The sequence below is a fragment of the Hydrogenobacter sp. genome (genome assembly GCA_041287335.1).
Classification (GTDB): domain Bacteria; phylum Aquificota; class Aquificia; order Aquificales; family Aquificaceae; genus Hydrogenobacter.
The window spans coordinates 1-23,109 of record JBEULM010000010.1; the positions used below are offsets into that span (position 1 = coordinate 1).

Here is a 23,109-nt window from a genome sequence, read left to right on the forward strand (position 1 = left end):
ATTAATTTTCGGAGGTTTAGTTATGCAGACCTTAGCTTATGGATTTCCCAAGCTGGGAGAGAAGAGAGAGTTCAAAAATCTCTTGGAGAGCTTTTGGAAAGGTAAGATATTAGAAGGAGAATTTCTAAAAGGTATGAATTCCCTTAGAGATTGGATGGTGGAAAACTATAGAGCCAATGTGGATCTTTTTCCCTCTAATGAGCTATCTTACTACGATTTTATGTTGGATACCGCTGTAATGGTTGGAGCTATACCTTCAAGGTTTGGGCACTTTGAAGGTCTCAGTACATATTTTGAAATGGCACGTGGAAAGCAAGCAATGGAGCTGACCAAGTACTTTAATACTAATTACCACTACATAGTTCCGGAGCTTGAAAACACAAACTTCAAATTGCTAAGGAACTACCCCCTTGAGGATTACCTCTACTTTAAAAGCAAGGGTATAGAAACCCTACCCAAGATGATATCCCCCTATACCTTTTTGAAGCTTTCTAAGGCACTTATTAAAGAAGAAAGATCTGATCTGCCTCTTTATCGGCTGTCCAAAATAGATAAAAGCGCAGACTTAGAGAGGTATATGAATACTCTACTCTCCGTTTACGAAGAAGCCATCAAACAGCTCAGACAAGAAGGTGCTAAGGAGATCCTCTTAGAGGATCCAGCTCTTTGCTACGAGATGGAAGATGATGAATGGGACATCGTCAGCGAGATGTATAAAGGTTTGAGTAAGCATGCGGACATATATGTGATTACCTATTACGACAGCGTATCTAACTACAGAAGATTTGTGGAACTTCCTGTGAAAGCCTTAGGTCTTGACCTTGTATCAAACAGCGAAAACTTAGAGAACATAAGAAGGTTCGGCTTTCCCGCTGATAAAAAGCTTATAGCTGGCGTCATAAATGGTAGACAGGTGTGGAGAGCAAACCTTGTGGAAAAGGTAAAGCTCGTGGAAGAGCTTATGAAAATATCCCAACAAGTTATAATATCCAACTCGTGCCCTCTCTTTCATCTTCCCGTCAGCAAGCAGTCAGAAGAGGATCTTCCCGTTCATAGCGTGCAGATAGAAGGTTTACCCGTCATGAGTTTGAAAGAAAGACTATCCTTCGCTAAAGAGAAGCTGGAAGAGCTAAAACTCATTAAGGAAGTTATAGAAGGTGATCAGCAGGCCCGAATGGAACTGCAGAGAATTCAAGAACTTGTTAGTATACCTTTTGGTGAAAGGGAAGATGTGAAAAAGAGACTCAAAGATCTTACAGATCGTGACTTTGGTAGGGATCTTACTTACAAAGATAGAACGAAACTGCAACAGGATCTTTTACAGCTTCCGATGTTTCCTACAACTACAATAGGTTCCTTTCCTCAAACTGAGGAAGTTAGAAAGATGAGAGCTTTATACAGCACAGGTAAGCTTTCCGATCAGGAGTATAAGGAGTTTATCAAGAAACAGATAGAGCATGTGATAAAGGTTCAAGAAGAAATAGGTCTTGATGTATTGGTGCATGGAGAATTTGAGAGAACAGATATGGTAGAGTTTTTCGCTCAAAAGCTGGAAGGTGTCGCAACCACCAAACATGGTTGGGTTCTATCTTACGGCTCAAGAGTTTATAGACCTCCCATCATTTACGGAGATGTGTATAGATCAGCACCTATGACGGTGGAGGAGATAACTTACGCCCAGTCATTGACGGAAAAACCTGTTAAAGGTATGCTTACTGGACCTGTAACCATACTAAACTGGAGCTACCACAGAGAAGACATACCCAAAAAGGAGATAGCTTATCAAATAGCCTTAGCTCTCCTTGATGAAGTCAGAGATCTGGAAAATGCTGGTATAAAGATAATACAGATCGATGAACCTGCCTTCAGGGAAGGTGCGCCTCTCAAGAGGAAGGACTGGGATGAGTACTTTGACTGGGCTGTAAAGGCTTTCAGGCTCTGTTCGAAGGCAAAACCGCAAACTCAAATACACACACACATGTGTTATAGCGAGTTTAATGATGTTATAGATTACATATATCAAATGGACTTTGACGTCATATCAATAGAGGCTTCAAGAAGTAAAGGTGAAATAATAGAAGCCTTTGAGAAGTTTAAAAAATGGGACAGACAGATAGGTATAGGTGTGTACGACATTCACTCACCTGCAGTACCGACAAAGGAGAGCATCAGGTTCGTGATAGAAAGGGCTATGAAGGTTCTACCCAAAGATCTTCTGTGGGTAAATCCAGACTGCGGACTAAAAACGAGAAGGTGGGAAGAAGTCATACCATCTCTTAAAAACATGGTAGAGGTGGCAAAGGAGATAAGAGAGAAGTATGCGGTAGTTTGAATGAGCATACTCAGTGAGTTTTTGAGAGAGGTAGATGAAGGTTATGCGGTAATTGGTACTTCCGGAAGGCTGATTTACGCCAACAGTTTTATGATCAGCAAGAGCATACTAAAGAGGGATTGCGAAGGGAAGCCTTATTACGAATGTATCAAGGTGCTTAGCCTAATATCGGCGGTAGCCGAAGGGCTCAGTGAAAAAAGAAGGGTAAGCGTGTCCTTTGAACATGAAGATGTTGAGTACAAAGCCGACATTTTCCCCACAGGTGATGGAATTCTCGTTCGTCTCACAGACATAACACAGTTCAAAAGGTACGAAAGATCAAAAAAGGAGTTTATAGCTAACATCTCTCACGAGCTTAAAACACCCATCGCTATTATAAACAGCATACTTGAAACTCTTCTGGAAGAAGAAAAGGGTTATGAAAAAAGGAGAATGATAGAGAGAGCCTTACGAAGAACTCAGGAGATGAAAAACATAGTGGATGATCTTCTGATCATCACCAGGCTTGAATCTGGAGAGGAGAAACTTCACAAAAGGATCGTAAATCTGAAAGAACTTGTGAATGTAGTGTTTGATATGTTAAAAGAGATAGCAGACAGCTCAAAAGTTGAACTTCTAAATACCGTGGATGAGAATGTGAATATTTACGCTGATGAAGAAAAGATGAGCCTCCTACTTTTGAACCTTGTGGATAATGCTATAAAGTACAACAGAAAAAATGGAAAAGTGATTGTAAGAGGATGCAGAAAAGGGGATCATGTTCTTATAGAAGTCTCCGATACGGGTATAGGCATTCCCAAAGAGCATATACCCTTTATCTTTGAGAGGTTTTATCGGGTTGATAGATCAAGGTCAAGAGAGCTTGGCGGTACTGGACTTGGACTTTCCATAGTTAAACACGTAGCTCTCTCGCACGGTGGAAAAGTAGAGGTGGATAGCAAAGAGGGAGAAGGCAGTACTTTTAGGGTGTACATACCTCAAAGCATGTGACCGAGTTTTTTCTTCTTAGTCTCAAGATACACCTTGTTGTGAGGATTTGGCTCAATTTTGAGAGGGACAACCTCTACAACTTCAAGCCCATAGCCTTCTAAAGCCACTATCTTCCTTGGGTTATTCGTCAAAAGTCTCATTTTCCTTACCCCGAGATCAAGTAAGATCTGCACCCCAACACCGTAATCCCTAAGGTCTGCGGGATAACCTATCTTTTCATTAGCCTCTACAGTATCGTATCCCATATCTTGAAGATGATAAGCTTTTATTTTGTTAACTATCCCTATACCTCTTCCTTCGTGACCCATTATGTACACAAGGACACCTTTACCCTCTTTGGCTATCATCTCCATAGCGGTTTCAAGCTGAGATCTGCAGTCACATCTGAGAGATCTAAATACGTCACCTGTAAGGCACTCTGAATGAACCCTTACAAGCACCGGCTCATCCTCCTTCCACTCTCCCATAGTTAGAGCTACTTGCTCCTCACCCGTGAGTGCGTGCTTGTAGGCATGTATCTTAAAAAAGCCATATCTCGTGGGAAGGTTCGCAGTAGCCTCCTTTAGAACAAGTCTTTCCCTCTTTAATCTGTATCTTATAAGGTCGGCTATGGTAATTATCTTAAGTCCAAATTTCTTTGCAAACTTAATAAGATCGGGAAGTCTTGCCATAGTCCCATCTTCATTCATGATCTCGCATATAACACCTGCAGGATAGAGTCCCGCAAGCTTTGCAAGATCAACGGAAGCCTCTGTATGTCCAGCCCTCTCAAGTACACCTCCTGGCTTTGCTCTGAGAGGAAAGACATGTCCAGGTCTTATAAAATCGGAAGGCTTCGCTTCGTGGCTTATAGCTAATCTTATGGTGATCGCTCTATCGTATGCGGATATACCTGTTGTTGTACCAAACTTGGGATGAGCATCTACAGACACGCAAAAATAAGTCCCCTTAGGATCCGTATTTCTGGTAGCCATAGGGTAAAGATCAAGCTCTTCACACCTTTCCGGAGTAAGCGTAAGGCAGACAAGTCCACGCCCATACTTAGTCATGAAGTTTATAGCCTCAGGCGTTACCTTCTCGGCAGCCATAACCAGATCACCTTCATTTTCCCTATCTGGATCGTCAACCACTATGACCATCTTACCCTCCCTTATGTCCTCTATAGCTTCCTCAATACTGCTAAACCTGAAATCCTCCATTTGTCACCTCCTGATCAGATTTTCCTTAAGTTCTTTGATCTTCTCTAAAGTATTATCTATAACACTCTTTTTTTCTTCATCTTCTTGTACCACTTTTACCTCCTTCCCGGCGAGATCTGAAGCTATTGCGTTTATGATTTTGGGACCAAAATGTGTCCACATGTGATCTATGAGTAAAAAAGCCAAAAGTAGATATATTATATACTTCACCATTTGTAATTTAAAATATTCCCACGTATGGACAGTGTAAAGTGGCTATTCTTGAGGACAAAGTCATACATACACCTAATCCTTATGGCGCTATTAGGTTCAGCTCTTGAATCTGCAGGGACAACAGGTATAAGCCTCATAGCAAAAAACCTCGTTGATAATGTGTTCTTGATGAAAAGCTACGAAGAGCTTTTTAAAACTGTATTTTTTTTGCTGTCCTTTGCCTTACTCAATCAGGCGGGAAATCTTCTCGCTTCCCTGTTTATAAATCTTTACTCTGAGCTTGAAATAAAGAAAACAAGAAAGGAAGTGTTTGACAGGCTTTTGGGTGCACCCTACGGATTTTTATCAAAAAGCTCTTCCGGGGACCTCATAACAAGACTCCTATCAGATATCCAGTCGTATAGATCCCTTCTTGGGGATCACATTCCCAAACTTTTTAGAGATCCTTTAACCGTACTTGCACTGCTTGGTGTACTCCTTTACAGGGATTTTATACTTACGTTATTTCTGGGTATACTTTTGCCTCTCTTAGCTTTTGCGGTAAGATATTTCGGTTACAAGAAGGGTAAACACACGAGAAGACTTCAGGAAAATGTAGGTATGCTTACGCAAAGCTTGGCTCACGTGCTTAGGGGATACGAGAATATAAAGATGTACTCTTCCGAAGTGAAGTTTTCCGAATGGTTTTCTTCATTCAACGAAAAGGTCTTCAAAGCCAGTATGAAATCGGTCGTTTACTCCACCGCCAACTCAGTTTTCAACTTTATCTTCGGATACGTTGTAGTATCCATCATAATCCTGTATGGTGGTGTAAGAGTGATACAGGGAAGTATAACCGCGGGTGACTTCGTGTCTTACATAACCGCATTATTCCTGCTTCACCAACCTCTATCAGAGGTTCAAAAGGGTTTGATGGAGGTAAGGGCAGGTATACCCATACTCAATAGGATAAGGGAGCTTCTACATATACCGCAGGAGAAGTCAGGAAACATCCTTTTCACCACTTTAAAGGAGAGCATAACTGTGCAGGATCTGAAAGTTACGTTGGGAGACGAAAAGCTTCTAAAAGGAGTTAGTTTGAAAGTTAGAAAAGGTGAAAAGATAGGAGTTATAGGTAGTACAGGTTCGGGAAAAACTACCTTTCTGAGAGTTCTTGCAGGATTACTGCCTTATGACGGGGTCGTAAGGTATGATGGCTTTGATCTAAAGGATATAGATAAGGAAAGCTTCAGAAGTTGTGTGGGTTTCTTTACGCAGGAGCCCTTCATCTTTGCAGGTAGTGTAAGGGATAACCTTCTTATAGCCAAAAAAGATGCGAGCGATGAGGAGATGAAAAAAGCCCTTGATCTTGCCATGTGCGATTTTGTAAAAAGCCTCGATCAGATATTGGAAGAAGGTGGCAGGAATTTATCTGGAGGTGAGATGCAAAGGCTTGCCCTCGCAAGATTATTCCTAAAAAGTCCAGACATAATCTTTCTTGATGAGGTTACGTCAGCTATGGATGTAAAGACCGAGGAGGAAGTTTTAAAGAATATTTTTGAGTTTTTTAAGGATAGGACTGTGATCTTAGTAGCTCATAGATTCTCCAATGTACTTTTGTGTGACCGTGTACTCGCTTTTAAAGAAGGAAGCCTAATTGCAGAAGGCAAACCGCAAGAGGTCATAAAATTTTTCCTTCAAAGCCCGTAAAGAGCTATATTGCTAATGTTGGCGAGTCTTAAAGTGTTTTCCATATCAATTATGTATATCTTACCAGCTTCAAGGAATATGGCATCACCCTTTATCTTTTTTACCACTTCCACAGTTTTAGGTCCTATAGTAGGGACATCTATGCGAAAGTCCTGAAGCTTCCTGGCAACTTTTATAACTCTACAATTCCTTCCAGCAACTTTTCCTGCTCTCTCAATAGCCTCTTGTGTTCCTTCCATAGCTTCCACACTCACCACGGATTTATCTTTAACCACTACAGTCTGTCCTATATCAAGATTAGCTATTTCCTTAGCTATTGGAAAACCCCAGAGACCATCTTCCATAGCTTCCTTAGATGGTTCTACAAGACCTATTTTCCCGATCGGTGCGAGAAGGTCTTCAAGGTAAGGCTTTGGATCTATAAATTCAAAACCTCTGTTCTCGAGTTCTTGCATGAATGCCTTGACTATAGTTTGAGGCTTTCTGTCTTTGGATCTCCTCAATATGGAAAAAGCTATGCTGTCAAAAGCAAAAATGTGAGAAAAGATCAATTTATGTTCAAACTTTCCCAGCATAACTATCTTCTTTATCTGCTTTTTTTCAAGGAGATTTATGAGCTTTCCCACCTTACCCACAGGTAAATGTTCGTCTGCATGAGCGGTAGTTATACCTCTGACACCTACGGTGAAAACCTCCACACCCCTTTTAGTTGCCTCCCGCTGAAAAGCGGATGGTAGATCACCCCACCCTGCTATTAGACATACCTTCATTCCCTTTCCCTTTTTATGAGCTTTAAAAATTCTTCCCTAGTTCTTATGTCACTCAAGAATATACCGCGAAGAGCTGAAGTAGTCGTTATGTGTCCTGGAGATAGCACACCCCTCATTGACATACAAAGATGCTCCATTTCTAATACAACAGCTACACCTTTAGGTTTCAGCTGTTGCATCAAAAAGTCAGCTATCTCATTGGTGAGTCTTTCCTGAAGCTGAGGTTTCAGGGCAAAAGCCTTTACAGTTCTCACAAGCTTTGAAAGACCACAAACTATCCCATCTGGTATGTATGCTACGTGAGCCTTTCCAAAAAAGGGGAGAAGGTGATGTTCGCATATGCTATACACGTTTATGTCTTTTACAAGAACCATTTCGTTGTATGAACCAAACTCCTCAAAAAGTTTGAAATCAAACTCTCTTATCTTTTCGAACTCTTCCCACATGCGAGCCACTCTATCAGGAGTTTCTCTAAGTCCTTCCCTGTTTGGATCTTCTCCTATGCCTTCCAAAAGCAATCTTACCGCCTGCTTTATCTTTTCTTTGTCCACAGCCATGATGGTTTATTATAAGCATAAACCCAAAAACGGGGGGGTTAAAATCAGTCAGCCCGCGGTCTTGGTGTACTTTCTGTGGAGGCTGGAAGCACGGGAACCTCAAGAGCCTGTTTAGGGATTTGACCGGTTAAGGACTTTAGAAAAGCTGTTATGTATTTTATTTCTTCATTCGTCAATTCCTTGTTTAGCTGAGTTTTTGCCATTATTCTAACTGCATCTTCCAAATTCCACACACTACCATCGTGAAAGTACGGGTAAGTTTTTTCTATGTTCCTGAGTGAGGGTGCTTTAAATACGAACATATCCTCTTCCTTATGCGTAACTCCAAACCTTCCAAGGTCAACGGGAATAGTCGGTTTGTCCAAAGTTACATAAGGTGCGGTTGCTTTCCAGTAATCCACGAACTGACCGAACTTGAAAAATCCGTTCCCACCTACAGCAGTCCCACTGTGGCATGCAACACAGCCTACTTCTATAAAGAGCTTCAATCCTTTCTTTTCTTCGTTAGTTAGAGCACTGGTGTTACCTTTTAGAAACTCATCAAATCTTGATGGTGTAACCAATGTCCTTTCAAAAGCTCCTATAGCTTTTCCAACATTTTCGTATCTAAGTGGGTCTTTTTCATTGGGAAAGGCTTTTTTAAACATCTCCACATACTCAGGTATGGATTTTAGCCTTTGTAAAACTTCCTTTTCCGATGGCATAGCCATCTCTATAGGATTTAGTATAGGACCGAGCGCTTGCTCCTCCACATCTTTTGCCCTTCCATCCCAAAATTGTGCGATGTGAAGCGCTGCATTATATACACTGGGAGCATTTCTGGGTCCTATTGCCCATCTGTGACCTATTGACGTGGGAAGATTATCAACTCCGTAAGTTGCCAAATTGTGACATGTGTTACAGCTTATAACTCCACTTTTGGACAGTCTTGGGTCGTAAAAAAGCGTTTTTCCAAGCATTACCTTTTCACTGGTAATTGGATTATTCGGATTTTCAACTACACTTGGTAAAGGTGCAAAAAACTGCCTCGCTTGAGTTAAGAGTTTTTCATCCTCGTTTTGAGCATTTGCCTTTGCGTAGATACTTATCCCACCTGCTAACAAAACCGCACCTAAAAGTACCTTCCTCATCCTTCTTACCTCCATCCATATTGTAATATTAGAATAACATAAAACGTATTCATTATCAAATGAAAATAAATTTTTGTTATAATGGTAAAATGCGGGAGTAAGGGGATGGTGATAAGGATACTTGCCAACATTGTAAAGTCCTTAGGCATCTGTGAAGAAAAGTGTATCTCCTGCGGTGGTAAGATCTACTACTTAGATCAAGGCTATGTGTGTGAAAAATGCATCAAAAGCCTAAAGCCTTACCATCCTGTCCAATACAAGAGGCTGGATTACATAAGATCTTACAGAGTATTCGGAAGATATGAAGGAACGCTCAAAGATATCATTCAAAATGTAAAGTTTCACGCAAATATCCCTTTGGCTCACCTGCTTGGGAAAACTATATCTCCTTATCTATGGGAGTATATACAAAACCTAAAGCCCGACCTTATAACCTGTCCAGCTATAAACGTAAGGCGCTATTGGTCAAGGGGATTTAACCACGCAGAAGAGATACTAAAAGGTGCTGATGTACCTTACATAAAGGTATTTACGAGGACTGGCTTTGATCCAGCTTCCGCTGGGTTAAAGAGTGAAGATAGGCTAAGGGTAGTAAAGAGCCATCATTTGAGAAAAAATACTATAGACCTTTTAGAGGATAAGAAGGTGCTTATATTTGACGATGTTCTTACAACAGGTGCAACCATAAAAAGACTTGCAGAGCTGGCACTTTCCGTAGGAGCATCACAGGTGCATGCCTTCTTTGTCGCTGAAGCTTTATAATTTATTTTCATGCTTTCCACAGCTTTGATCACCGACCTTTATGAGCTTACAATGGCTCAGAGCTATTTAGAAAGTGGTAAATTGGGAAAGGCAGTCTTCAGTCTCTTTGTAAGAAAGCTTCCTAAAAATAGGAACTTTTTAGTATCGTGCGGACTTGAGACTTTACTTGAATACATAGAGAAGTTTAGGTTCAAAGATGAGGAGCTGATGTATCTCAAAAGCTTGAAGATCTTCAAAGATAGCTTTCTTGATTACCTCAGAGAGTACGAGTTTAGAGGAAGCATATACGCCATACCTGAAGGGAGGATAGTTTTCCAGAATGAGCCTATCGTGCAGGTAGAGGCTTCGCTTCCCGATGCTCAGATCCTTGAGACCTTGGTTATAAACGTGATACACTTTCAAACTCTTTCAGCCTCAAAAGCTGTCAGGAGTTATTTAGTTTCAAAAGGTAAAACCCTCATAGACTTTGGTTTGAGAAGGGCACACATGCCTGAAGCTGGGCTTTATGCGGCAAGGGCAGGTTATATAGCTGGGTTTGAAGGTAGTTCAAACCTCCTTGCAGGTATGAAGTTTGGCATACCTGTCTTTGGCACGATGGCACACTCTTTCGTAATGGTATTTGATGAGGAGATAGACGCCTTCAGAGCCTTTGCCAGATCCTTTCCAGATAGAACGGTGCTTTTAGTAGACACTTACGATACTCTGGAGGGAGCAAAAAAGGCAGTCAAGCTAATGAAGGAAGGTATCAAGATAGTAGGTGTGAGACTTGATAGCGGGGATATAGAGGAACTTTCAAAGGGTGTTAGGAAGATATTTGATACGGAAGGCTTTAAGGATGTAAAAATAGTAGTGAGTGGAGGTGTTGATGAGTATGACATACAAAGGTGGCTCTCCGCAGGTTGTCCCATAGATGCTTTCGGTGTTGGAACCAAGTTTATAACATCCGAGGATGCCCCCTACCTTGATATAGCTTATAAGCTGGTTGAGTATGAAGGAAAACCTAAGTACAAGCTCAGTCCGGGAAAGGAAACTTTTCCATACAAGAGGCAAGTAATAAGACATTACGCTGGTGAGAAGATGGAGTATGATCAGGTGGTGCGGTACACAGAAGATGGCTTAGTTCGGCTAATACTTCATGAAGGCAAACTGAAAAAAAAACTTCCTACGCTCTTAGAGATAAGGGAAACGCTTATGGAGGAACTAAAAAGCCTTCCTGAAAGTCTCGCTTCTCTTGAAAAATCCGAATACACGGTAAAAATAGAACACATACCTTAAATATCTATGAAGTACGTTACTTTAGCTACTGCAGGGCATGTGGATCATGGAAAGACGTCGCTCATAAAGGCACTTACAAACATTGATACCGATAGATTGCCCCAAGAGAAAGAAAGAGGTATGAGCATAGATATAGGCTTTGCGTTTATTGACTATCCTCAGATAAATACGAGAGTGGAGATCATAGACATACCTGGACACGAAAGGTTTCTCAAAAATGCCATTGCAGGACTTTCAAGCGCTCAGGGGGTTTTGCTCGTGATAGATACTAACGAAGGTATTATGCCTCAAACGATCCAACATGTAAACCTCATGAAAAGTTTTGGGATATACCACTGTCTGGTTGTGCTTACAAAGATAGACAGGTCAGATCCTATGCTCGTACAGATTGTTAAAGAGTATGTAGAGGAATTCTTAAGCAAGGAAGGAGTAATGTGTTTTGGTTTTTTCCCAGTTTCATCAACCGAAGGAACGGGGCTTGAAGAACTAAGAGAAGGTATAGGGAGTTATGTGAGAGATTTGAAAGAACCCGATTGGGATGCCTTCTTCAGGATGAATATAGATTCAGCTTTTCACGTGAAGGGTTACGGAACTGTAGTGAGGGGAAGTTGTATATCAGGCAGATTAAAAGAAGGCGATACACTTATCGCAGAGCCTATAGGAATCGAAGGTAAAGTAAGAAGAATACAGAATCACGGAAAGTTTGTTAAAGAGGGTAAGGCTGGAGAGAGGCTCGCTCTTAATATACCCGAAATGGATACCAAATTAATAGAGAGGGGCTTTTGGCTCGTAAAAAAAGGAGAATTGATGAAAACCAAGTTTTTGCTTATATCCACAAAAGATATAAAGCCTGGAAAGGAATACGTGTTCTTCTTCGGTATGAGGGGTGTGTCGGGCATAGCAAAACACATACAGGATGACATTTATGCTATTAAACTTTCTCAATTCGTAATATGTGCAAGAGAGGATAAGGGTCCGATACTTGATACCTCAGGTAGATATGTGGGAAGTTATACCCTTGTTCATCCTCATCCCAAGAAATTTTCTAAGAACTTCATAAAAAGACATATCACCTTATTAAAAGAGGATCTGGTAAATTACCAAATTATTGAAGGGGGTTTAAAGGGTGTAAATTTGAAAGAGATAAGCGCATCCTTAGGAAAAGCTATAAATCCTCAACATTTGCATGGAGTACGCATAGGTATGTTTATATATTCAGCACATATAATAGGAGAGCTTAGGAATAAGCTTGTACAACTTCTTGAAATGCACAAAGGTATGATGAGACTTGCTGAGGCTAAAAGCAAGCTTAGGGTGAGTGATGAGGTACTTAGCTATCTTCTTAAAGAGACGAGAGGCTACACCGTGGTTGAGGGATACATAATCAATGAGAAAAAGGCGGATATTGAGGCACTTGAAAGCTTCAAGAAGCTCATCCAGGCTATGAAAGATGGTATAAAGGAGGAGAGGGAACTGATAGCTTTTAAAGACATACTGAGTCTTGCTGTTAGAAAGGGATACGTGCATAGTTTAGGTGAATTTCTGTATATTAGCGATACACTTTTTAACGAGTTTGTAAACAAGCTCAGACAGTTGGGAGAAACCTTTAATATACAGCAGGCTAAGGAAAAGCTCGGACTCACGAGGAAGTATCTCATACCTTTGCTTGAGTATATGGATAGAAAGGGTCTTACCGTAAGGGAAGAACAAGTGAGGAGATTTTTAAGATGAAAGAAGATCTGCTAAGATCACTACCTCAGGTATCAAAACTCTTAGAACTATACAAAGGTAAGTATCCGGAGGTTTACATAAGAGAGGCTATAAAAGAGGTGCTTGACACCTTTCGCAGAGAGATAAAGGAGGGTAAGAGAAACACTTTAAGGGATCTTCATGACCATATACAAAGGCGCATACATGAGAAAACCCATACTAAGCTGAAGAGAGTTATAAATGCAACCGGTGTCGTTATAAACACCAATCTTGGGAGGTCACCGCTCGCACAAGAGGTGGCAGAATTTGTAAAGTACATAGCTTCAGGTTACTCCAATCTGGAATACGATCTTGAGGAAGGCAAAAGAGGTTCAAGGTCTAAGCTTGTGGAGGAATATCTTATACATCTTACAGGCTGTGAATCAGCTTTTGTGGTAAATAACAACGCGAGCGCGGTATTTTTGGTGCTTAACACGCTTGCTAACGGTAGGGAGGTAGTTGTCTCAAGGGGAGAACTTGTAGAGATAGGTGGGGGTTTTCGCATACCGGATATAATGAGAGCAAGCGGTGCAAAGCTTGTTGAAATAGGAACCACCAACAAGACGAGAATAGAGGATTATAAAAAAGCTATAACTGAGAATACAGCACTGCTCATGAAGGTTCACAAAAGCAATTTCTATATGGAGGGATTTGTAGATGAGGTTAAAGCTGAAGAACTTTTGGATCTCGGTATACCTGTATATTACGATGCTGGAAGTGGAATGCTTTTGGATATAAAAAAGTTGGGAGTAAACTTCAATGAGCCTGACTTTAAAAGTTGCATACAAAAGGGCATACACTTAGTATCCGGAAGCGGAGACAAACTCTTGGGAGGTCCGCAGGCAGGAATTATCTTAGGTAAGAGGGATCTGATAGAGCCTATAAAGAAGAATCCTCTCAGCAGGATAGTTAGAATAGACAAAATGACCCTTTCAGCCCTTGAAATGACTTTGAGGTTTTATATGGAGGGAAGGTATTTAGACATCCCCATTTTAAAGATGCTCACTTACAAAACTTCCCATCTGAAAAGGCGAGCTTTGAAGCTTATGAGATCTATTGAAAAAAGTGTGCCGGAATTTGAAGTTCAACTCGTAAGAGATACATCTAAATGCGGAGGAGGTGCTCTTCCCGAGCTGAAGCTTGAAACATACTGCGTTGCGATCAAACACAAGAAACTCACACCTTACGAGCTTGACAAAAGACTCAAAAATCTTGACACACCTATAATAGGTAGAATAAGAGAAGACAACCTTCTACTTGATGTGAGGACTATACTGGATGATGAGTTGAAATTAATACCTTACTTGCTTGCGAAGATCCTATAAACTTTTACACTCAACTCCTTCCTTGTCAATGTATTCCTTCATCTTCCTGAGAGCTTCCTCACCAGTGGTAAGATCCTTGAGATCCTTTTCAAGATTCGTAGGTTTGAGCCTGGCTATCCATCCTTTACCGTATGGATCGTCGTTAATGAGATCAGGAGTATCAAAGAGAATCTCGTTTCTTTCTATAACCTCACCTTCTATTACCGCAGGAACTGGACCTGTCCATTTGCCACTCTCAAGGCTTGCGATAGGCTTCCCTTTCTGCACGTACTTGCCCGGCGCTTTTATCCTAACATTCACCATCCTTCCTGCCCTTGTCTGTCCTATATCTGTTGCACCAACTCGGACACTACCATCAGACTCAAGCCTATACCATACTTGATTTTCTATATCGTAATACAGATCCAAAGGTATCCTACAGCCCCTATAGACTGTGTCACTCATCAAGCAGTATTTTACACGAATGTTCAAGTACGGATATATGACTGTAAGCATAAAAAGGTTCTGTATCAGCTGAGAAAACACCGTGACCGCGTACCGAAAGTATATTCTCCTTTTTCAGGATTTGCGCTACAGCTTGTGCAAGCTCATAGCTTCCAGAAGGAAGCTCAGGAATAACATGCACCCTTCTGAGAAGATCCCTTCCTTCACTATCTTTGGGAACTATGAGGTCAGATGTAAAGGAAAGTTTTACCGTTAATGGCGGGTGAGCGTGTACTAAGGCTCTTTTATCCGTTTTCAGATATACCGCCCTATGAACGGTGAGTTCCGACGATGCCCTCTCATCGAGGAGACTTTCCTTCTCTACATCCAACAGAATGAAATCTTCCTTTGTGAGCATTCCAAGGTGCGATCCCCTCCTTGTAATGAGAAGCTTTGTACCTATCCTGACGGAAAGGTTGCCTGCTCTCGCATCCACAAGCCCTTCCTCAAAGAGGAGCTTACCAATAGCGATAAGCTTCTTCACATAATGGTTTAGCATCGTACTACAATTTTATCCTCAAGCTCTCAAAAATTCTCAGGAGTATTTCGTTAATAACAAGCATACCTTCCTCTTTAAGTCTAAGCCCACTGTCGGTGCTTTCAAAAAACACCAGAAGATCTTCCGGTATTAGCTGTGTATACTCTTTCGGAATGCCGAGGCTGGTTCTGAGCCTTGTAAAAAGCCTGTCTTTAAAAAGCTCTACCCCTTCAAGCACTTCCCTATAAATAGCAGGTTTTTCACCTCTTTTTAGCATCTCAATGTATTTAAAAAGGTTTTTGGTATTTCCAAATCTTACGTTATCTATGAAGCTCCATGCGGACACACCTATACCCAAGAACTCCTTTCCCAGCCAATAAGAGAGGTTGTGTTTGCACTCGTAACCTGAAAAAGCAAAGTTGGAAATCTCATAATGTTCAAAACCGAGTTCTTTGAGTCCGTTCACGAGAAAGCTGTACATGTCCGCTATTTGATCGTCACCTAAAAGTTTTAAACTTCCCTTTGCAACAAGCTCTCCAAAAAGGGTGTCTTCGTATGGTGTAAGAAGATAGCAGGATACGTGTTTGACAGGAAGATCCTCCAAAAACTTTAGTTCTTCTTCAAGGTCCTTCATACTCTGATTTGGGTAAGCGTATATGAGGTCAACATTTATGTTATCTATTTGAGCTTTGAAAGCTGACATTATGCAATCTAATGAGTCTTTTACGGTGTGCCTCCTTCCCAAAGCTTTAAGTCCTTTCTCCTTGAAGCTCTGAACACCTATACTTACACGGTTTATCCCTATCTGAGCTATTCTTTTAAAGTCATCTTCTCTGTACGTTTCAGGGTTGCACTCTAAGGTAATTTCCTCCACCTTACGGATATCCACTATGGAAGAGAGATTCTTGAAAAACTCTTCATAAAGGGAAGGATTCAAAAGTGAGGGAGTGCCACCTCCCAAGTAGATGGTTCTGAGGGAAAAGTTCGCTCCTTTATAAAGTTCTAACTCTTTTATGAGAAGCTTTAGGTATTCCCCGTGAGAGACAAAAGATTGCGTGAAAGATACAAAGTCACAGTACGGACACTTATAAGAACAGAAGGGTATATGTATATAAAGAGCCTCTATCATATTTTCTCCTCAAAGTGTATATCCTTTAATCTATACTCCCTAACTATAGAAAAACAAACCCCGAGCATAAGGCTAAAAGTGAGTATACTGCTTCCACCAAAGCTCACAAAAGGTAAAGGGATACCTACAACTGGCATAAGTCCCATAGTCATCATAAGGTTGACAAACACCTGAAAGAGGAAAAGAGATACAGCACCACCCAAAAAAAGCCTCTGCGTTCCATCGTAAAGGCGCACACCGTAAAGGGTAAGCCTATATATAAAGAGAAAATACAGGGATACAAGAAAGGCACTCAACAAAAATCCCCATTCTTCGGCTATAACGGAAAATATGAAGTCCGTATGCTTCTCGGGAAGAAATAGAAGGTGTGCCTGTGTACCCCTCAAAAAACCCTTACCGCTCACCCCCCCCGAACCTACCGCTATTATAGACTGGATTAGCTGGTATCCGCTCCCGGAGTAATCGGCATAAGGATCAATAACCGCAAGTATCCTCTCCTTTTGATAATCTTTGAGAAAGTGCCAAAGCAGAGGTGAGAGTACTCCAAACGTCGCCCCAATTATAAAGAAAAATCTCAGACGTACACCTTTAAAAAAGAGTAAAGCCATGAGAATAATTCCGTAAGATATGGCTGTTCCGAGATCCGGCTGTTTCAACGTTAGGAGTGCAGGCATAGCAAAGGCAAGTATAAGTATAAAGGATTCTTTACTCACACTTCTCTTTATGTGTCCGAGTACATAAGTGGCAAAAAGGAGAAGGGAAAATTTCATAAATTCGGAGGGCTGTAAACTTAAAGGACCCAGATCTAGCCACCTTTTAGCTCCGTACACAGTCTTTCCAAAAAGAGGTACCAAAACCAAAAAGAAAAGATTTAGCATGTATATAACTGTTGCCAGATCGTAAATAGAGCGAAAGTTTCTTAGGCTAAGCGCAAATAAAACGAGCCATCCGAATAGCATATACAGAACCTGCTTTACAAAAAGTGGGGATATACCTCCTTTGTAGGTAGCACTGAAAACGCCTATCAATCCTATGAGTTGTATTAAAAGTAACGTAAGCAAAAGGATGGGATCTACACCCTTTAAAAATTTTCTAAGCCTCATAATAAAGAATTCTCGCACAATTAGGACACTTGACTATTTGTCCGGATACGGCTTTTGAGTATAGTGTAGCTGGAAGCCTCATACCACAACCACCGCATGCTCCAAAGCTTATAATCGGGACTATTACAGGATGTTCCACTTCCCTTTTTAGGAAGTCATACTCACGAAGTGCTTGCGTGGAAATCTCCTCTCTGATCTTTGCCTCTTCCCTTTTTAAATTCTCAAGCTTCCTTGATATGCTTTCCTTTTCAAAAACTATGTGTTCAATTTCCTCTTTTAACTCCCTATATTTTCTCTCAAAAGTCTTCTTTTGGCTTGCGTAAGTACTTTCCTTTTCTTTTCTATCCATTTCAAGTTTCTTTAACCTTTCATTCAGCTTTATAATACGATCCTCACACTTGGCTTTCTCTCTTAGAAGTGCTTTATACTCTTGTGCCTTTCTCACCATATTGAGTCTACTTTCTGCTCTTTTTATACCTTCCCTACAGATCAGGATCTCATCGTTGATTTTTTTTGCTTCTTCATTTAATCTCTTTAGATCCAAAAGTATACTTGCCTCTTCTTCTTCAAGCTTTGAAATCTCTTTTCTAAATTTTTCTTCCTCATCTTTGAGCTTTAAGGCAGTTCTTTCAAGTCTTTTTATGCCCATTTCTATATCCTGTAACTTGAGAAGGAGTTTTAAATCTTCTCTTTTCATTTAAGTTACTCTTTCTATCACAAAATTTGAGTTTGTGTATATACATATCTCGCTTGCTATCTTTAGAGCTTCTCTCACTATGTCTTCAGCGGACATATTCGTGTGTCTATAAAGGGCAAGTGCCGCTGACCTTGCATAATCTCCTCCCGAACCTATGGCTATCACAGGCTCGTCTGGTTCTATTACATCGCCGTTACCCGAAAGAAGGAGCATGTTTTCCCTATCAGCTACCAAAAGCAAAGCTTCAAGCCTTCGCAGGTATTTGTCCATCCTCCACTCTTTTGCTAACTCTACACACGCCCTCACCAAATTTCCCCTCAACTCCTCCAATTTTGCTTCCAGTCTCTCCATAAGAGCAAGCCCATCAGCTGCAGATCCAGCAAAACCTACAACTACCGAATTGTTATACAATTTCCTTATCTTTCTAGCTCCGTGCTTTATCACAGTATGTCCCATAGTTACCTGTCCATCCCCACCTATAACAGTGATGTCATCTTTTCTAACAGCGATGATCGTAGTAGAGTGCAGTAGGTTCATAATAAAATTATACGGAAAAATGTCTATAGAGTACCAGTTCTGATTATCATCTTTCCCACATTTTTTCAAAATAGTCTTCATACTTTTTAGCAAGATCAGGAGATCGTATAATCAAAAGATTTTCATAATTCAACTTCTCTGCGGAAGCAGTCCAGTTGTAAGATCCGGTTATTACTTCCTTACCATCTATAACTGCAAATTTGTTGTGCATAAGCCCTTTTATAAACTTCTTTTCACCACCAGGGAGAAGTTTAACTGGAATGTTAGCTTGCAAAAACAAGGGATATCTGGAGAATCTCTCTTTGGCTTGCCCCTGATCAAGGATTATCCTCACCTTGACACCTCTCTGTTTGGCTCTTAAGACCGCATCACCTATCTCTCTTGAGGTAAAAGAAAACATAGCTATATCCAGAGTCCCTTTAGCCCTATCTATTTCTCTCACTATAGCGGACAAAGCTCCACCGTTTGGTGAAAAATAAACATCTATGCTTTCACCTGAAATGACTACCTTTTGATCCTTACCGCAGGAGAAAACGAGAAAAGCAAGTCCCAAAAGAAAGATTCTCCTTTTCATACCTATATTATATGAAAAGACAACGCTAGTTATGTTAGTTTATTTTCTTTCAAATCTCTTATAGCTTGTAAGATTTCCTCCTGCGTGTTCATCACGAAAGGTCCATAACGAACCACAGGTTCTCCTAAGGGTTTTGCGCTACCCAAGAGTAAAAAACAAGGTTTTAGTACTTCAATTTTTATTTTATTTGCAAAAACTATAAGAACAGCTCCTGTAAAGATTTTCCCATTCACCACCACCTGACCTTCGCAAAGGGCTATAAAATTATTATTTCTAGCTTGTGGTTGGTATATAAACTCTTCCCCTTCTTGAAGTTCTATATGGAGATATTCAAGAGGGTAAAAACCCTTATCTTTTATGAGTTCTGTTGCAAGGTTTATTACTTTCCTTCTTTCTGAAAGTTCAATCGGCGTTGCTTTGTAGGTGTAGTAGAATGGTTCGGACATTTTCAGGATAGAAGGATTATTCAACCAGAGCTGAAAACCCCACAATCTGTCTGTATCTGGTGTTGGAACTTCAGAATGTATCACACCCTTCCCCGCATTCATCCATTGAAGCTCCCCATCTGCTAATATCCCTTCGTTTCCAGCAGTGTCTCTGTGTTTGATCCTTCCGTTGATCACGTAAGTGAGAGTTTGAAAACCTCTATGTGGGTGATCGGGAAATCCCGCACTAAAATCTTCCTTTTTATCACTCTTTATCTCATCAAGCAACAAAAATGGGTCAAGCTCACGAAGATGCGGAGTACCTATGTATCTCTTTATCTTGACGCCAGCACCGTCAAAAACCTCCAGGACTGGGAAGGTATGGAGGGACTTCATACTTTTTAAACTTAGTGAATCTTTCTGAAAGTGTCAATTTAGGATCTTGAAGCCATTTTGTTTGCACTGGGAAACGGATAAGATCGGAAAAATTCGTCGGTGTATTATATTTATATTTCAGATGAAGGTTCTTTACTTTTCTGTGGTGAAGGAAAGAATAAAGAAAGGCGAAGAAGAGCTGGACTTTAAAGGTACAGTGAGTGAACTTAGATTCGTATTGTCTCAAAAATATCCCGAACTTAGAGACCTCTTGGAGCGGATCAAATTCGCAGTAAATGAGGAGTATGTAGGTGACGATTATGAACTCAAAGGTGACGAAAGGGTTGCCCTAATACCTCCGGTTAGCGGTGGATAAAAAGGCTTTGATTTTAAGACTTTCCTCTTTAGGTGATGTGGTACTCACTTCGTGCGTTATAGATCCACTCAGAAGTATGGGGTATAGTCCCTATCTTTTAACTTTTGAACCTTACGGAAGTATATTTGAGGACGATACTAGGCTAAGCGTCATACAGATAAAAAAAGAGGAACTATTTAAAAGAGAGACGCTTAAGAAACTTAAAGGATTTGATCTTTACGTTGATCTTCACAAAAACCTACGAACATTGCTTCTGAGGTTTTTTTTGGGAGGAAGGTGGAAGGTTTACAAAAAGCATACAGTAAGAAGAAGGCTTGCCATACATTTTGGGATATTCAGAAAACCGTACAGCGTAATAGATGCCTATTTGGAGACTCTGAGGAGTGCCAGTGTAAAGCCCAAAATAGAAGTATCGGAGGAGAGGCTAAGATTTTGGAAAGAGAAGATCGGAGACGATTTTTTATGTATAGGTCCGGGTGCAAGGTACATAAAAAAGACATATCCCCACTTTAGGAAGGTGGCAGAACTTCTCAGAATGGATGGTCATAAGGTTGTCCTCGTAGGGGACAAAAGGGATAAACTTTTGACAGAAAATTGGAATTGCGTCAATCTTTGTGGTGAGCTTTCACTAATTGATACCCTTGCGGTTATAAAGCTTGCTCGTGTGTTTGTAGGTAACGATTCGGGACTTTTACACATGGCGAGAGCTGTAGGTACTAAAGCGATACAGATTTACGGAGGCACGCATCCTACTCTTGGCTTTTCCCTTTTTAAAGATGAAGGTATAGTTTTACTTAAAGGACTTAAGTGTCAGCCCTGTGACCTTCACGGAAGGGGAAGATGCAGATTCGGGACTTACGAATGTTTGGATATTGATCCTCAGCTGGTAAAAGATAAAGTAATAGAACTTCTTCACTTAAGTTAGTCTCTCAAGTAAGTTGTTTGCTCCGTTGAGCTTTTGGTAAGCTGAGGATATAACGTAATAAAGCTGTTCTCCTTCTGCCACAGTAAGATCGTAGAGTGTTATACTCATATCCTTCAGTACGTTGTAAAGCGTGGTATAAAGAGATTCATCCAGCTTCTTCTCAGGGTTTGGTATATCTCTGTATATACTCAATATGTATTCGCACATACCTTTTATACTTCTCGATATGTTTAGCACCTCTTCATCAAAACTGTACATCTGAAGGACCTCCTGATAGAGATCCTCTATCTCTTTTGCAACACTCCTAAAAAGCAGGTCTTCAAGGTAGGCTATTTCCATGGCTATAACCTCAGATATAATTTGGGTCAAGTGATAAAAATTTTCAAGACCTTCTTCCATAAAATCTATCAACCCTTTCAAGTATCTCCTCCAAACTGTTTACGTGTTCAACACCTTCAACGTTATGAGTTCTATAACCTACAACGTATTTCTCCAGTATAAGGGCGTAAGCTATCTCAGAAAGTGTTCCCCAATGTCCTCCTATAGCGATCACCATATCACCGCTCGCTACCACTATAGGATTTCTATTCCAGTTCATCCCCGTTTTTATCTTTATATCTACAAAAGGGTTGGCTTCCTCCCCTGTATAGGATGGCAATATGCCTATGCTGATACCCCCACCTTCTTTAACTCCCTTGCACACGCCTTCCATTACACCTCCCCTACCTCCACATACAATCCAGATACCCCTTTTTGCAAGTTCATAACCTAACTTGTAAGCGATCCTATATTCTTCTTCTGTAGCCTTAGAGGATCCTATAACGGATACGATCCTTTTCATGATATGCAAGAAGAAACGAGAGAGGGTATATCCTCTTGGAAGGTTTTAAAAGTTGAGTGCTTTTTTAAGATATGGTCAAGCATATCCGTATTGAGAGTGATACGATCTCCTTCACCTTTTATGAGCTCAAAGCGTTTTCCATACTCTAACAGACTCTCATAGTAGCCGGGATTGGAAAAGAGTACAAATATCTCAGGGAAGTATTTGGAAAGTCTAAATACGAGCTTCTCCATTTGGATGTTCCTTTCATCGGATCTCACATCAAGCAGTCCACGTTTTTCTTTGATACTTACTTTTGATCCCTTCTCCCTTTCAAAAAGCATCAGGGAAGCAAACACTATGGCTGATAAGGTGGTTAGGTCTATCTTTTGGTAGTTGTCCCCAAGTATGTCAGCTTTTGAAGCTACCTGTAAACCCTCCTTTTTGTATAAATACAGATGGTTTAAACCTTCCGAAAAGGATAGGTAAGAACTGTCACTTATATGAGCTATCCTCCCCCCCGCCTTACCGAAAATGTGCAGTCCGGTAACTGTAAGAAGGAAGGTGTGATACACGTTGTACTCTGCTTTTATTGGTTTTCCGTCAAATTCGCCTGCTGACGTGACTTCCATATCTTCGCTCATGTTTAAAACTTTTCCATCATCCCTCACGGCAACTGGTCCTTCCTCGCTCATAACCAATATGCGTACACCAGCAAGAGCCTTCTCACCAACTTTACCACCGTTCCTTTCAAGCTTGTAAAGGTAACTTTCCGAAGCTACATATACGTAATCATCAGATACGCACAAACATCTGAAAGGTTTTTCCATAAGCTCCGAAACGGTGATCCTCTTTATTTCCGCTGGAGAAAATTTTTCCACAGGTATTCGGAAAAGACCTGTCTTACCAAGAAGGTAAATCTCACGGTAAGTACACGACAGATCAACTAAGTCATCAGATATGGTAAGAGTTTCTGTGCTTGCATCAATTTTGCTAACTCTTACGAAAAGATTTTTGCCTATGCCGTATATATAGTCCTTTGAGTTCACAAGCTTGCTGAGATCTTCGGTAAGTTTTCCACTCTTCCAGAGTAACCTTACCTCCTCACCTTTTACGAGAGACTCTTTATCGTACGCCTCCACCCTATAATCAGTGTGTACATAAACTCTCTTTTCGTCGCAAAGCATATACATGTC

Annotated in this window: 25 protein-coding genes; 9 read left to right on the plus strand and 16 right to left on the minus strand. The window is 40.7% G+C overall.

Annotated elements, in window-relative coordinates; translation table 11 throughout:
* The first annotated feature begins 22 nt into the window (after positions 1–22).
* Both metE and ABWK04_01315 read left to right on the plus strand, forming a co-directional pair.
* Positions 23–2,332, plus strand: coding sequence for a 5-methyltetrahydropteroyltriglutamate--homocysteine S-methyltransferase (gene metE, locus ABWK04_01310; GenBank protein ID MEZ0360523.1), 2,310 nt, complete (start codon positions 23–25; stop codon positions 2,330–2,332).
* A complete protein-coding gene (locus ABWK04_01315; GenBank protein MEZ0360524.1) occupies positions 2,333–3,322 on the plus strand; it encodes an ATP-binding protein in 990 nt (329 codons plus the stop codon). It abuts the gene before it with no gap.
* Here the strand turns inward: ABWK04_01315 and ABWK04_01320 are convergent.
* Positions 3,310–4,521: a bifunctional 3,4-dihydroxy-2-butanone-4-phosphate synthase/GTP cyclohydrolase II gene (locus ABWK04_01320; GenBank protein ID MEZ0360525.1), complete on the minus strand. Its 1,212-nt coding sequence runs from the start codon at positions 4,519–4,521 to the stop codon at positions 3,310–3,312. The genes ABWK04_01315 and ABWK04_01320 overlap by 13 nt on opposite strands.
* Before the next feature lie 3 nt (positions 4,522–4,524).
* On the minus strand, positions 4,525–4,734 hold the full coding sequence (locus tag ABWK04_01325) for a hypothetical protein (GenBank protein MEZ0360526.1): 210 nt from the start codon (positions 4,732–4,734) through the stop codon (positions 4,525–4,527).
* 24 nt (positions 4,735–4,758) lie between these two features.
* Here ABWK04_01325 and ABWK04_01330 point away from each other — a divergent pair, with 24 nt between their 5' ends.
* Positions 4,759–6,423 (plus strand): ABC transporter ATP-binding protein, encoded by a 1,665-nt coding sequence (locus ABWK04_01330; protein ID MEZ0360527.1) that lies wholly within the window; start codon positions 4,759–4,761, stop codon positions 6,421–6,423.
* Here ABWK04_01330 and lpxI read toward each other — a convergent pair.
* Genes lpxI through ABWK04_01345 form a run of 3 tightly spaced genes read right to left on the minus strand, consistent with a single transcriptional unit; the run spans position 6,411 to position 8,880 of the window.
* Positions 6,411–7,193: a UDP-2,3-diacylglucosamine diphosphatase LpxI gene (gene lpxI / locus ABWK04_01335; GenBank protein MEZ0360528.1), complete on the minus strand. Its 783-nt coding sequence runs from the start codon at positions 7,191–7,193 to the stop codon at positions 6,411–6,413. The genes ABWK04_01330 and lpxI overlap by 13 nt on opposite strands.
* A complete protein-coding gene (folE, locus tag ABWK04_01340) occupies positions 7,190–7,750 on the minus strand; it encodes a GTP cyclohydrolase I FolE (GenBank protein ID MEZ0360529.1) in 561 nt (186 codons plus the stop codon). The genes lpxI and folE overlap by 4 nt, the downstream gene beginning before the upstream one ends.
* A 44-nt stretch (positions 7,751–7,794) precedes the next feature.
* Positions 7,795–8,880, minus strand: a complete 1,086-nt coding sequence (locus ABWK04_01345; protein MEZ0360530.1) for a cytochrome-c peroxidase — start codon at positions 8,878–8,880, stop codon at positions 7,795–7,797.
* 105 nt (positions 8,881–8,985) lie between these two features.
* On the opposite strand from ABWK04_01345, the gene ABWK04_01350 reads away from it, so the two are divergent.
* From ABWK04_01350 to selA, 4 genes are read left to right on the plus strand one after another with little or no spacing between them, the layout of a single operon-like run.
* Positions 8,986–9,642 (plus strand): phosphoribosyltransferase family protein, encoded by a 657-nt coding sequence (locus ABWK04_01350; protein ID MEZ0360531.1) that lies wholly within the window; start codon positions 8,986–8,988, stop codon positions 9,640–9,642.
* A 9-nt stretch (positions 9,643–9,651) separates the two neighbouring features.
* Positions 9,652–10,917, plus strand: coding sequence for a nicotinate phosphoribosyltransferase (locus tag ABWK04_01355; GenBank protein MEZ0360532.1), 1,266 nt, complete (start codon positions 9,652–9,654; stop codon positions 10,915–10,917).
* Positions 10,918–10,923: 6 nt separating this feature from the next.
* Positions 10,924–12,648 (plus strand): selenocysteine-specific translation elongation factor, encoded by a 1,725-nt coding sequence (gene selB, locus ABWK04_01360; protein ID MEZ0360533.1) that lies wholly within the window; start codon positions 10,924–10,926, stop codon positions 12,646–12,648.
* The gene (gene selA / locus ABWK04_01365) at positions 12,645–13,991 is read left to right on the plus strand and encodes an L-seryl-tRNA(Sec) selenium transferase (protein ID MEZ0360534.1); all 1,347 of its coding nucleotides are present in this window, start codon (positions 12,645–12,647) and stop codon (positions 13,989–13,991) included. Before selB ends, selA begins: the two co-directional genes overlap by 4 nt.
* On the opposite strand, the gene ABWK04_01370 is transcribed toward selA, so the two are convergent.
* From ABWK04_01370 to ABWK04_01405, 8 genes are read right to left on the minus strand one after another with little or no spacing between them, the layout of a single operon-like run.
* On the minus strand, positions 13,986–14,435 hold the full coding sequence (locus ABWK04_01370) for a glycine cleavage system protein H (protein MEZ0360535.1): 450 nt from the start codon (positions 14,433–14,435) through the stop codon (positions 13,986–13,988). The genes selA and ABWK04_01370 overlap by 6 nt on opposite strands.
* Positions 14,428–14,973: a class II aldolase/adducin family protein gene (locus ABWK04_01375; GenBank protein MEZ0360536.1), complete on the minus strand. Its 546-nt coding sequence runs from the start codon at positions 14,971–14,973 to the stop codon at positions 14,428–14,430. The genes ABWK04_01370 and ABWK04_01375 overlap by 8 nt, the downstream gene beginning before the upstream one ends.
* A 4-nt stretch (positions 14,974–14,977) precedes the next feature.
* Positions 14,978–16,081 (minus strand): radical SAM family heme chaperone HemW, encoded by a 1,104-nt coding sequence (gene hemW, locus ABWK04_01380; GenBank protein MEZ0360537.1) that lies wholly within the window; start codon positions 16,079–16,081, stop codon positions 14,978–14,980.
* On the minus strand, positions 16,078–17,184 hold the full coding sequence (gene rodA / locus ABWK04_01385) for a rod shape-determining protein RodA (GenBank protein ID MEZ0360538.1): 1,107 nt from the start codon (positions 17,182–17,184) through the stop codon (positions 16,078–16,080). The genes hemW and rodA overlap by 4 nt, the downstream gene beginning before the upstream one ends.
* Positions 17,174–17,881 carry a C4-type zinc ribbon domain-containing protein gene (locus ABWK04_01390; protein ID MEZ0360539.1) on the minus strand — a complete coding sequence of 236 codons (708 nt, stop codon included), beginning with the start codon at positions 17,879–17,881 and terminating at the stop codon, positions 17,174–17,176. Before ABWK04_01390 ends, rodA begins: the two co-directional genes overlap by 11 nt.
* Positions 17,882–18,418, minus strand: a complete 537-nt coding sequence (gene hslV, locus ABWK04_01395) for an ATP-dependent protease subunit HslV (GenBank protein MEZ0360540.1) — start codon at positions 18,416–18,418, stop codon at positions 17,882–17,884.
* 46 nt (positions 18,419–18,464) lie between these two features.
* The gene (locus tag ABWK04_01400) at positions 18,465–18,992 is read right to left on the minus strand and encodes a phospholipase D family protein (GenBank protein ID MEZ0360541.1); all 528 of its coding nucleotides are present in this window, start codon (positions 18,990–18,992) and stop codon (positions 18,465–18,467) included.
* A 29-nt stretch (positions 18,993–19,021) separates the two neighbouring features.
* A complete protein-coding gene (locus ABWK04_01405) occupies positions 19,022–19,813 on the minus strand; it encodes a pirin family protein (GenBank protein ID MEZ0360542.1) in 792 nt (263 codons plus the stop codon).
* Between the two features lie 121 nt (positions 19,814–19,934).
* Between ABWK04_01405 and moaD the strand changes: the two genes are divergently transcribed.
* Both moaD and ABWK04_01415 read left to right on the plus strand, forming a co-directional pair.
* Complete coding sequence (moaD, locus tag ABWK04_01410; GenBank protein ID MEZ0360543.1) at positions 19,935–20,168, plus strand: molybdopterin converting factor subunit 1; 234 nt, start codon at positions 19,935–19,937, stop codon at positions 20,166–20,168.
* A 7-nt stretch (positions 20,169–20,175) separates the two neighbouring features.
* A complete protein-coding gene (locus ABWK04_01415; protein ID MEZ0360544.1) occupies positions 20,176–21,093 on the plus strand; it encodes a glycosyltransferase family 9 protein in 918 nt (305 codons plus the stop codon).
* Here ABWK04_01415 and ABWK04_01420 read toward each other — a convergent pair.
* From ABWK04_01420 to ABWK04_01430, 3 genes are read right to left on the minus strand one after another with little or no spacing between them, the layout of a single operon-like run.
* A complete protein-coding gene (locus ABWK04_01420; protein MEZ0360545.1) occupies positions 21,085–21,513 on the minus strand; it encodes a hypothetical protein in 429 nt (142 codons plus the stop codon). The two genes, ABWK04_01415 and ABWK04_01420, sit on opposite strands and share 9 nt — an antisense overlap.
* Entirely contained in the window at positions 21,476–21,934 is a 459-nt protein-coding gene (locus ABWK04_01425) for a TIGR00725 family protein (protein MEZ0360546.1), read from the minus strand. The genes ABWK04_01420 and ABWK04_01425 overlap by 38 nt, the downstream gene beginning before the upstream one ends.
* Positions 21,931–23,100, minus strand: a complete 1,170-nt coding sequence (locus tag ABWK04_01430; GenBank protein ID MEZ0360547.1) for a hypothetical protein — start codon at positions 23,098–23,100, stop codon at positions 21,931–21,933. The genes ABWK04_01425 and ABWK04_01430 overlap by 4 nt, the downstream gene beginning before the upstream one ends.
* Between the last annotated feature and the right edge of the window lie 9 nt (positions 23,101–23,109).